The following is an 11,380-nucleotide window of genomic DNA, read 5'->3' as shown; positions in this document are numbered from 1 at the left end:
AAAATGATAAACTACTTAGATAAATTAAAACATACAGATAGTAACAATTTCTTTTTAATGGCTGGTCCATGTGCTATTGAAGGCGAAGAAATTGCTTTGCGAATTGCCGAGAAAATAGTTACCATCACTGATAAGTTAAACATCCCTTATATTTTCAAGGGCTCTTACCGAAAAGCGAACAGAAGTAAAGGCAGTTCTTTTACTGGAATAGGAGACGAGAAGGCACTTAAAATATTGGAAAAAGTAGGTAGAGAGTTCAATGTACCTACCGTTACTGATATCCACGAAAGTGGCGAGGCGGCTATGGCAGCAGCTTATGTTGATGTGCTTCAAATTCCAGCTTTTCTTTGCCGTCAAACAGACTTATTACTTGCTGCAGCAGCCACTGGAAAAGTAGTGAACGTAAAGAAAGGACAATTTCTTTCTGCAGGTTCAATGAAATTTGCCGTGGAAAAAATCCAAGAAGCTGGAAATCAAAAAGTGATTTTAACCGACAGGGGAAATACTTTTGGTTATCAAGATTTAATTGTCGATTACAGAGGTTTACCTGAAATGCAAGGTTTCGGTGTACCTGTAGTGATGGATTGTACGCATTCCTTGCAACAACCTAACCAAAGTAGTGGGGTTACTGGTGGAAAACCAGAACTGATTACTACCATTGCAAAAGCGGCAATTGCTGTTGGAGCAGATGGCTTATTTATTGAGACACATCCTGACCCTGCAAATGCAAAATCTGATGGGGCAAATATGTTGAATCTTGCGCTTTTAGAAGAGCTACTGATTAAGCTTATCAGAGTAAGACAGGCTGTAATTTAAGAATGATTAGAAACAAAGTCTTTTTATCCGCTGAATGGCGAAAACTAGCATTAGCTAACTATGAAGTTGATAAAGAGATATTGCAGAGATATTTACCACCATTTACCGAATTGGATGATTGGCAAGGTTAATACTATGTAAGTTTAGTAGGCTTTATGTTTATGGATACCAAGCTTAAAGGTTTTGGTATCCCATTCCATATTAATTTTGAGGAGGTTAACTTACGGTTCTACGTGAAGTATAATGAAAATGGCACTTGGAAAAGATGCGTAGTTTTCATTAAGGAAATAGTTCCTAAACCTGCCATTACCTTTATAGCCAATACCATCTATAAGGAAAACTACCAAACTTTGCCCATGAAACATAGATGGGTGAGTGATGAAAAGGAACTGTTGGTAGAATACCTTTGGAAGACTAAAAACTGGAATAAATTTGCTGTGATCACCCATCCAAGCAGTGAAGCTATGGAGGTTGGCAGTAAAGAAGAGTTTATTACCGAGCACTTTTGGGGCTACACTAAAATAGGCTTAAACCTAGCTTCCGAATATCAAGTAGAGCATCCACGATGGGAAGTATATCCTGTTAAGGAATATAATATTGAGGTAGATTTTGGAGCTAACTATGGTAGGGATTTCGATTTCTTGAGCCAAGCTCAACCAACATCAGTAATGCTTGCCGAGGGTTCTCCAATTAATGTGTTAAAAGGAAAGAAAATATCGAAATAAATAGCTTAGTCTTTTATTGTGATGAGAACAATCCCTGATTTGGCATGAGGTAGATGCTTCCAAACTTCTTCTTTTTTGATGAAGACAACTGCTTTCACTACGTCTTGTTCAAATTTTATAGATTTTTGCTTAAGAGGTTCTATAAAAATTCCATCAATAATATTAATTAAACTATCCGAAGTATCCAATTCTTTTTCGAAGGATTTTATGACTTCATCAAGGCTATAAAATCTATTTTTTTTATTCTTTTGAAAAATGCTAAGGCGATAACTTTGATTGTTTGCGATTACTCTAGCCACATTGTCCTTGTCTAAATAAAATGTATCTAAATCAATTAAATCCCTATTGTTTAAGTATATTTTATAATGTTTAAATTTTTTAATGATTTTATCCCTGCGATAAGAAACTTCTCTGGTTCTACATCCAGCTAAGAAAATGAAAACAATTAGAATACAGCAAAAACATTTAGCATTCATTTTTTAGTCTATGTTTTAACTACTAAAAACTCAGTTCTTCTATTTTTCTGCTTTCCTTCTTCTGTAGTATTATCAAAAGCTGGCTTTTCTTCACCATAACCTTTGTAAGTCAGTTGTTTTTTGTCAATTCCTTTTGCAATCAAGTAATCATATACTGCTTTAGCTCTGTTTTCTGAAAGCTTTTGATTAGTCTTTACCTCGCCAACATTATCGGTATGGCCTTGTATTTCTATTACCATGCTCACATTACTCTTAAGTGTTTCGGCAAGTAAATTCAGCTCCACCATTGAAGTAGGTAAAAGTTCGTATTTATTGGTGTCGAAAAAAATATTATTAAGCAAAACTTTACTGCCTACACTAATTTTATCCAACAAAATCTCTACCTCATAAGGTTTGTTAGCATCTGTTGGTTTAATGTCGTAGTGGTTTGAATATAGCAAATAGCCATCGGCCAAGATGTTAAAAGAATATTGCTCGTAGGCAGGCATTACCGCCATGAAATCGCCTGTGCTTTTATCGGTATATTCATTATAGGCAGCATCCTTATTTCTTAAATTGATGATTAAAACAGAAGCCTCCAAGGTTTCTTTGGTTTCCCGATCTCTAATAATTCCCTTCACATAAGTAACAGGATTAGGTTTTAGGTTTTCTGGTAGTTTAAAGCGATAAATATCTACATCTCCAAAACCACCATTTAAATTGGAAGAAAATAAACCTTCTTTTCCATCAGCACTGACTACGAAACCAAATTCGTCATTAAATGTATTGATAGGATAGCCTAGGTTGACAGGTTTGGAAAATGTACCATCTGCTTGTAGTTTACTGTAAAAAATATCCTTTTGCCCAAAGCCTGGCCAGCCATCCGAAGAAAAATAGAGTGTTTTACCATCTGGGTGAATAAAAGGGGTGGCCTCATCATAAGGGGTATTAATGTTTGGACCTAAATTGGTAGGCGTAGTCCATTGACCTTCATCATTCATCACAGACTTCCAGATGTCGTAACCCCCAAAACCACCGTTTCTATTACTCAAAAAGTATAACGTACTACCGTCCGCACTGATGGAAGGTTGCGATTCCCATTCAGGAGTATTAATGGTAGGCCCTAAATTAACTGGTGCACTCCAATCTTTACCTTCGCGACGACAAACGTATAAGTCACAACGTCCCGCGCCATCAGGTCGGTTACAGCTGGTGAAAAACAAATACCTGCCATCAGGCGATATAGATTGAGCTCCTTCGTTAAAATTCGGAGTGTTGATGTTCTCACTTAAGGATACCGCTTTTTGCCACTCACCATTTTTCTTTACGGAAGTATAAAAATCTTCATTTCCTTGAATATTTCTGGTAAAGATGACTTGTTCTCCATCAGCAGTAAGCGCTGGAAAATAATCACGATGTTCGCTGTTCACATAAAAACCCATATTAAAAGGCTCGTAAGGCACAGGCTTTTTAATCGCTTCCATAGAGAAATTACAATCGATAATATATTTTTGAGCTTTGTCTTTGAATTTTTGATCTACATTGGCGGCGTGCGCTAAAAAAAGTTCAAAATTCTGCTTTGCTTCTTTATAATCACCTGTTTGCAGTTCCGTTTCCCCTAAATTGAAATAGACGTTAGCATTTTCTACAGCGGCAGATTTTACCGCCAAACGATAATTTTCCTTTGCTTTTTGAATGTTCCTAAGTCGTTTATAGATATCACCAAGTTGTAAATAAGCCCGTTGAAATTTGGGGTCTGCTTTTACGGCATCATTCAAATATTTGATGGCTTCATCAAACACATTTTGTCTTACATACTGTTGGGCATCTTCGAAGCTGTTCTGTGCTTTTTTAATGGTAGATTGACCGTATACAAATTGGCTTAAACAAAGAAATATCAAAAGGAACTTGCGCATATCACATGATTTTAACTCGAAAGACTAAAAGCCAAACGGAATTCAGCTAAGCAAGTTAGCAACAATAAAACAAATTAGCAATGCAACTAGCTAAGGGATATTCAGGAATTTGTGCGTTTGCAATGAAATTTCCCACTTCGGATTGGCCATCACATAATCCACAATTAGCGGAGTTACTGTTTTAGCCTTCGACCACTCTGGTTGTAAATATAGCTTGCAATTTGGACCTACCATTTCGGCATATTTCTCTGCCCATTCAAAATCACTTTTGTTGAATACGATTACCTTTAGTTCATTCGCAAAAGGAGTGATGTCAGGTCTAGGCGCTTTAAATTTCTTAGGAGATAAACAAATCCAATCCCAAGAACCCGAAAGGGGATAAGCACCTGAAGTTTCGATAAAGGTCAAAATGCCTTGATCTTGAAGCTTTTTGGTCAAATAATCTAGATTATAAATCAAAGGCTCACCGCCAGTTACCACCACCGCTTTTCCTGGGAAAGTAGCTGCTTTAGCTGCAATATCATCAGCAGTAGTTAATGGATGAAGTTCAGCATCCCAGCTTTCTTTCACGTCACACCAATGGCAACCCACGTCGCAACCTCCCAAACGGATAAAATAAGCCGCTTTACCTGTGTTGAAACCTTCGCCCTGTATGGTGTAAAATTCTTCCATCAAGGGAAGTAACGTGCCGTCTTCTGGTATTTGATGTGCCATAATTTAAGGGCACAAAGGTAAATAATTATGCCATAAATATCATAAGTTCTGTATCTTGCTAAAGTAATTTTAATTGAACATGAAAAAGTTATTCTTCCCATTTCTTTTAGTCTACAGTCTTTTTTTAGTCTCTTGCTTTGATGTACAAGAAACCTATACCTTAAAAACGGATGGCTCTTATGAAGTTAAATACGATATGGATATGAGTGGCTTGATGAAAATGGCCTCTTCATTTACACCAGATTCGGTTAAACAAGCAGATAAAGCCAAAGGCGAGGTGAAGGACACTACTTTTAATTTAGGTAGTGCCATGCCCGATAGTATTAGAAAAAAATTCAATGCGCAAGAGTTAGGCTTACTTCAACAGACCGATATGGACATGAAAATGGATATGCCAAACAATATCATGAAACTTTCTGTAGCCAATAAAGGTAAATCATTGGATGAATTGAACTACTTTTTCAAAAACTTTGGAAGATTGATGAAAAGGGCAGATGTCGACAAAAAAATCGGGAATAAGAATTTTCAATCGGATGATACAGAGAGAGGAGATAGCAAGTCGCCATTTGAGAATAACGAATTCGATTATAAAGTTACCGCAACTTCTTTTGAAAGAAAAACCAAGGCAGACTATTTAAATGCGGAAGGCGAAGGCGAACAACTTAAAGCCTCCTTAAAAATGTTTAAAGCAATGGGGCTTAAACTAACCAATACCATCGTCATTAATTTACCTAAGCCAGCCAAAAGTGTTAACGATCCAAAAGCGGTACTTTCTGCGGATAAGAAGCAAGTGAAATTGAGCATGGATGTGTTTGAAAATTTAGAAAACCCTAAGGAACTGTATCTATTGGTTAATTATTAAGGTTGATGAAGTGGCATAAACTTGATATGGAAATTCCAGAGGAGGATTTTGTGAAGCTCATCAAGTTAGAAGGGAAGAAAATATGTCTGATAAAACACGAAAATAACCTTTACGCAGTGCAAAACACTTGCCCTCATGCTGGTGGAATATTAAGCGGTGGCTGGTGTAAAAATGGTCATATCATTTGTCCCATACATCGTTACGAATATAGCTTGCAAACGGGAAGGGGAGCAGCTGGTCAAGGAGATTACATTGATATTTATCCCGTTGAAGAAAGGGTGGATGGCGTTTATATTGGCTTGAAAGAGAGTTTTTGGAAAAAGTTGTTTAGTTGAGATGAACCACCTTAGACACCTTAGAACATTTAAGTGGCATGTGCAATAAAACTAAATGTCTATTGGTTAAAAACCATTAAGAAATTAAGATGATTAAGGCATTAATAGAAAAAGCCAGAAAAACTAAATGTTTAAAAACTAAAATGATCTTAGGTGTCTAAGGTGGTTAAAATATCATAAAGATTAATATATCTCTTTCCTCGCAGAAGCCAATGTATTCTTTAACAAACCAACAATAGTCATTAAACCTACGCCACCTGGAACAGGAGTAATGTAAGAAGACTTAGGTGCTACATTTTCAAAATCTACATCACCATACAATTTATAGCCAGATTTGGTTTCCGTAGAAGTTTCTCTGTTGATACCCACATCAATCACAATAGCACCAGGCTTCACCATATCTGCAGTAATGAAATTCTTTTTACCAATAGCAGCAATAATAATATCAGCTTGTAAAACTTGCTCTTTTAAATCTTTGGTTTTGCTGTGCGTTAAGGTCACGGTACAGTTTCCTGGATTAGCATTACGAGCCATTAAAACACTCATTGGGCTACCTACAATATTACTACGACCCACTACCACGCAGTGCATGCCAATAGTATCAATATCGTAAGCCTGCAACATCAACAAAATACCATAAGGTGTAGCTGGAATGTAGCAAGGTAAATTACGCATCATTCTACCCAAGTTAATAGGATGGAAGCCATCTACATCTTTTTTAGGGTCAATCGCTTCGGTAACCTTTTCAGGGTCAATATGCTTAGGCAACGGTAGCTGGACAATTAATCCATCAACGTCAGCATCAGCATTTATTTCTCTAACCTTTTCCAGCAATTCAGCTTCAGTTACGGTACTATCATAACGGTATAAAGACGACTTAAAGCCAACCTTTTCGCAGTTCTTCATCTTGCTAGCAACATAAGTTTCGCTACCACCGTCGTTACCCACCAAAATGGCAACTAAATGAGGTTTCCTACCTGTTTCGCTTAAAAATTGAGCTGCTTCTTCTGCGATCTGTACTTTAACTTTTTCTGATACGTATTTTCCGTCTAATAATTGCATTGGATATAAGTTATGAGTTACAAGTTGTGAGTTATAGGTTCTGATACTGTACTCGTAACCTGTAACTCGCAACTCAAAACAAATTAGTCTAATTTTAACACTGCCATGAAAGCACTTTGAGGTATTTCAACGTTACCTACTTGGCGCATACGTTTTTTACCTTTTTTCTGCTTTTCTAACAGCTTACGCTTACGCGATATATCACCACCGTAGCATTTTGCCGTTACGTCTTTACGTAAAGCGCTAATGGTTTCGCGGGCAATTACTTTGGCTCCGATAGAAGCCTGTATTTTAATTTCAAATTGTTGACGAGGTAAAAGCTCTTTCAATTTCTCGCAAATCTTTTTACCAAAATCATAAGCATTTGAACGGTGAATCAACGACGACAAAGCATCTACTGGTTCCTCATTCAAAAGCATATCCAGTCTTACTAAGTCCGATTTACGGTAACCAATAGGGTGGTAGTCAAACGAAGCATAACCCTTAGAAATCGTTTTCAATTTATCATAGAAATCAAATACAATTTCGCCCATTGGCATTTCAAAAATCAACTCAACCCTATCCGAAGTTAAGTATGATTGATTAACGATGATACCTCTTTTTTGGATACACAAACTCAAAACAGGTCCAACAAACTCGGCTTTGGTAATGATATTCGCTTTAATGAAAGGCTCTTCAACATAATCCAATTTACTTGGATCAGGCAAATCAGAAGGATTGTTTACCACAAACACATCACCTTTGGTACCATACGCGTTGTACGATACGTTGGGTACAGTAGTAATTACCGTCATGTCAAATTCACGTTCCAAACGCTCTTGGATAATCTCCATGTGAAGCATTCCCAAGAAACCACAACGGAAACCAAAACCCAAAGCTGCCGAACTTTCTGGCTCAAACACGATAGAAGCATCATTCAACTGCAACTTGTGCATGGCTTCTCTCAACTCTTCATAATCCTCCGTATCTACAGGATAAATACCTGCAAATACCATCGGTTTTACCTCTTCAAAACCTTGGATACCTTCTGTAGAGCCATTTTCTACCGTAGTAATGGTATCACCAACTTTTACCTCGCGAGCTTCCTTAATCCCAGAAATGATATAACCTACGTCACCAGTTTTCACCGAATTACGAGGAGCCATGTCCAATTTCAAAATACCCACTTCGTCGGCAATGTATTGTCTTTCTGTATTGATAAACCTTACTTTGTCACCTTTTTTGATTTCCCCATTTACCACTTTGTAGTAAGCAATAATTCCTCTAAAAGAGTTAAAAACACTATCAAAAATTAAAGCTTGCAATGGCGCCTCAGGATTCCCTACAGGAGCAGGCACACGGTCAACAATCGCTTTTAAAATATCGGGAATACCCATGCCTGTTTTACCAGATGCAGGGATAATATCATCTCTGTCACAGCCAATCAAATCAATAATTTGGTCTTTTACTTCTTCTGGCATGGCGCCAGGCAAGTCCATTTTATTCAAGATTGGAATAATTTCTAAATCGTGCTCTAACGCCAAATAAAGGTTCGAAATAGTTTGGGCTTGAATGCCTTGAGAAGCATCTACAATAAGCAAAGCACCCTCACAAGCGGCAATAGAACGCGAAACCTCATATGAAAAATCTACGTGTCCTGGCGTATCAATCAAGTTGAACACATATTCCTGACCATCAAGTTTATAGTTCATCTGTATCGCGTGGCTTTTAATGGTAATGCCTCGCTCACGCTCCAAATCCATGTTGTCCAACAACTGCGCCTGTGCCTCACGTTGCGAAATCGTGTTGGTATATTCTAATAAACGGTCGGCCAAGGTACTCTTACCGTGGTCAATATGTGCAATTATGCAAAAATTACGTATATGCTTCATCTTTGTGCAAAGATAGCTTTTTTAAGCAAATTTTAACAGGCAATAATTGGTAGAAAAATGAGGTTTAGAAAAGGTGGTTTTGAGATTCTTTTGTACCTCAAGTCCCGCTTTTCGTTGCAATCTTTTTATCGTCGCTTTCATCCGGAACCTGTCGAATGGTTTCTTCGTGGCAAATACGCTTCGGCAAGCTCAGCGTGACATCCTATTAGTGGAAGTGATGATAAAAAGGATTTCCACTTCAATCGGGTTTATTTAACGACTGAAGTGCTGTTATTACCTTTTCTTTTCGCCAGTTTGTTCGTCATTGCGAGGTACACCGCGAAGCAGCTACCGAACAAACCAATCCTACAAGCATAGTTTGGCATTTAAATAAAATATATATTTGTTATATATCTATCTCATATCATCTAATGGGCTTTATTTTTATTTTTTTCATTATAGCTATTGTTCGCAAGGCAAATAACATTATCGATAGCAAGGGTCAGGTAGTTGATACCTCTATGATAAAAGGGAATAAGTTAATCAATTATTTTCCATTTGTATTCCATGTGGTAATGGCTTCAATTATTTTGCTAACTCTATTTTCGGTTAAAATACTAACTGAAGAGCGAATAAGCATTTTAATCGCAGATATTTCCTTTCAGTTTTCCGCAACGCTATTAATGGTGGTAATTGGGCTTATCAGTCCGTTTACTGGCCTTAGTAATGACGCCCGACAAAAGTTACTTTCGCTAAATGACAAGGGTAATGCCTTTTCTCAATGGCTGGTTGAGGGAAAAAACTTTCAATTGGTTAAAATACTGACCTGTGTAGTTGTGGTGAGCTACTTCGTTTTAGCCAAACACTTACAATTTCCATCCTTAGATAATTCACTATTGTCAGGTGTAACAGTATTTCTGATTTTCTTTTATCTATTAAATAATCTTATCCGTTTATTTCGCAATCCAAATCAATTTAAATGGGATAACATGGTAAGGCTATCAATGTTGTTTGGCTCAATTAAAACAGCTTTTTTTCTTGCAATTGGCACCGTCGTTTTGGTCTTTATCCCTTCCGCTATAATGGGATTAGATTTCATGAATCATGTTAATCCGTTGATCATAGCATTATTAGGCTATAATATTATCATGGCGTACAATGAATACAAAGTATTGAAGTTTTTACGTAGTCCAGCTAGTGACTAACAGATGTTATCGGCTGGCTTTCATCCTCGAAAAAGGATAACCATTACAACCTTTTCTGGGATTTTTCCTGTCTGCAGCAGCAGTTTGTTCCGCTTCTGTATCCGTTTTTGCTTTGTAAGCCGTGAGGCAAAATCCCCATTTCCATGGCTCCATACCTTCAAAGGTCATGAAATCAATACGGGTATATTTATTTTCGTCCGCCTTGTGGCCGCTGCCATTTTTAGCAATCACATATTGTTCGGCTACATTCCACTTAATAATGTGGTATTTGATATTTGGATGCTGTACCCACAACGTATCATTAATCGAATATTTAATACCATAATCGTCAACAAAAGTGCCTTTTACAAAACTAGGTGCATTGGTTTGAGACCACCCAAAAATTGGAAATAGCATTAGAATAAAAAGTAATCTCATTTTCTTTTAAGTTTAAGGAACAGCAGAAGTAACGATATTGAAAAAAATAAAACAGCGAAGGTTCTAAAGATGTAAGTATAGTTAATCACATAATAAGTATCGAACATTTCTATTTCTAAGCTACCAAGTATATAAAATGAAGCAACAAATAACAGTAATGAAATGGATAAGTAAATGTTTAACCTCATATCATTTTGATTTATCTAAACCTCGTAGGTTTTGAAAACCTACGAGGTTTTTCTTTCTTATTTATAAACTATTGAGTGTTTCCTTTAAAACTTTTACTTTATCTAAATCGGTTTGATCATAGCTGAATTCATCGGAATCTTTATTGCCCATTTTACCAATTGCATTTTGGAAAATCATTTTGCTAGCAAACTTATCTTTGGCAGTGGTATGAAAACACCTTGCTCCAGTAATCTTCGCAATTTCCAATAAATTATCGCTATTAATCCCCGCACCAGGCATGATCTCAATCCTACCGTTAGCTTGTAAAACCAATTGGGCAATTTCATTTGTGCCAATTTCTGCATTCGCTTTTCCACCAGAAGTTAAGATCCTGACAAAGCCTAAAGCAATAATCGCTTCCAAGCTTTCTTTCAGATTTTGGCTCATGTCAAAAGCTCTGTGAAAGGCAACAGGCATAGGAGAGGCCATGGCTATGATTTGGCGACAACGGGTCTCGTCTACATTTCCATCTTTATCTAGTATCCCTGTAACTATACCATGACAACCAATTTGTTTGCAGAAAGATATATCTTCTAAAAGACATTCAAATTCTGCATCGGTATATAAAAAATCTCCACCTCTGGGACGTATCAATGGCCAAACTTCCAATCCCAAATTCTCCATACACCATTTAATTTGACCATAGCTTGGCGTAGTACCACCTTCTCCTAAATTTGCACAGAGTTCAATTCTATCAGCACCACCTTTTTCTGCTGCGATAGCCGATTCAATGGAGTTTGCACAGATTTCTAACCCCAAACCCCTAAAGGGGCTTTTGTTATTATGATTCATAAT

The 11,380-nt window shown here is 37.1% G+C and carries 11 protein-coding genes and 1 pseudogene; 5 read left to right on the top strand and 7 right to left on the bottom strand.

The window, feature by feature from the left end:
- Positions 1-3 precede the first annotated feature (3 nt).
- On the top strand, positions 4-816 hold the full coding sequence (gene kdsA, locus DUT70_RS04020; RefSeq protein WP_113645992.1) for a 3-deoxy-8-phosphooctulonate synthase: 813 nt from the start codon (positions 4-6) through the stop codon (positions 814-816).
- A 2-nt stretch (positions 817-818) separates the two neighbouring features.
- A pseudogene (locus tag DUT70_RS04015) lies at positions 819-1,541 on the top strand (YqjF family protein).
- 5 nt (positions 1,542-1,546) lie between these two features.
- Here DUT70_RS04015 and DUT70_RS04010 read toward each other — a convergent pair.
- The 3 genes from DUT70_RS04010 to DUT70_RS04000 all read right to left on the bottom strand — a co-directional run bounded on the left by DUT70_RS04010 (position 1,547) and on the right by DUT70_RS04000 (position 4,626).
- The gene (locus tag DUT70_RS04010) at positions 1,547-2,017 is read right to left on the bottom strand and encodes a hypothetical protein (RefSeq protein ID WP_113645991.1); all 471 of its coding nucleotides are present in this window, start codon (positions 2,015-2,017) and stop codon (positions 1,547-1,549) included.
- Between the two features lie 8 nt (positions 2,018-2,025).
- Complete coding sequence (locus tag DUT70_RS04005; RefSeq protein ID WP_113645990.1) at positions 2,026-3,912, bottom strand: OmpA family protein; 1,887 nt, start codon at positions 3,910-3,912, stop codon at positions 2,026-2,028.
- Positions 3,913-4,002: 90 nt separating this feature from the next.
- Positions 4,003-4,626, bottom strand: a complete 624-nt coding sequence (locus DUT70_RS04000) for a 7-carboxy-7-deazaguanine synthase QueE (protein WP_113645989.1) — start codon at positions 4,624-4,626, stop codon at positions 4,003-4,005.
- A gap of 79 nt (positions 4,627-4,705) precedes the next feature.
- On the opposite strand from DUT70_RS04000, the gene DUT70_RS03995 reads away from it, so the two are divergent.
- Both DUT70_RS03995 and DUT70_RS03990 read left to right on the top strand, forming a co-directional pair.
- A complete protein-coding gene (locus DUT70_RS03995; protein ID WP_113645988.1) occupies positions 4,706-5,488 on the top strand; it encodes a hypothetical protein in 783 nt (260 codons plus the stop codon).
- A gap of 5 nt (positions 5,489-5,493) precedes the next feature.
- Positions 5,494-5,823 (top strand): Rieske (2Fe-2S) protein, encoded by a 330-nt coding sequence (locus DUT70_RS03990; protein WP_113645987.1) that lies wholly within the window; start codon positions 5,494-5,496, stop codon positions 5,821-5,823.
- Between the two features lie 183 nt (positions 5,824-6,006).
- On the opposite strand, the gene DUT70_RS03985 is transcribed toward DUT70_RS03990, so the two are convergent.
- Together DUT70_RS03985 and lepA are read right to left on the bottom strand one after the other, a co-directional pair.
- The gene (locus DUT70_RS03985; RefSeq protein WP_113645986.1) at positions 6,007-6,885 is read right to left on the bottom strand and encodes a bifunctional 5,10-methylenetetrahydrofolate dehydrogenase/5,10-methenyltetrahydrofolate cyclohydrolase; all 879 of its coding nucleotides are present in this window, start codon (positions 6,883-6,885) and stop codon (positions 6,007-6,009) included.
- A gap of 83 nt (positions 6,886-6,968) precedes the next feature.
- Entirely contained in the window at positions 6,969-8,756 is a 1,788-nt protein-coding gene (lepA, locus tag DUT70_RS03980; RefSeq protein ID WP_113645985.1) for a translation elongation factor 4, read from the bottom strand.
- A gap of 410 nt (positions 8,757-9,166) precedes the next feature.
- Here lepA and DUT70_RS03975 point away from each other — a divergent pair, with 410 nt between their 5' ends.
- The gene (locus DUT70_RS03975; protein WP_113645984.1) at positions 9,167-9,940 is read left to right on the top strand and encodes a hypothetical protein; all 774 of its coding nucleotides are present in this window, start codon (positions 9,167-9,169) and stop codon (positions 9,938-9,940) included.
- Positions 9,941-9,946: 6 nt separating this feature from the next.
- Here DUT70_RS03975 and DUT70_RS03970 read toward each other — a convergent pair whose 3' ends face one another.
- Positions 9,947-10,357 carry a hypothetical protein gene (locus DUT70_RS03970; RefSeq protein ID WP_128353285.1) on the bottom strand — a complete coding sequence of 137 codons (411 nt, stop codon included), beginning with the start codon at positions 10,355-10,357 and terminating at the stop codon, positions 9,947-9,949.
- 249 nt (positions 10,358-10,606) lie between these two features.
- Entirely contained in the window at positions 10,607-11,377 is a 771-nt protein-coding gene (locus DUT70_RS03965; protein ID WP_113645982.1) for a copper homeostasis protein CutC, read from the bottom strand.
- Positions 11,378-11,380 lie beyond the last annotated feature (3 nt).

The sequence above is a fragment of the Pedobacter chitinilyticus genome, from assembly GCF_003313385.1.
Classification (GTDB): Bacteria; Bacteroidota; Bacteroidia; order Sphingobacteriales; family Sphingobacteriaceae; genus Pedobacter; species Pedobacter chitinilyticus.
Note: the sequence above shows the minus strand (reverse complement) of the source record. Positions and strands in the feature narration are given on the sequence as shown.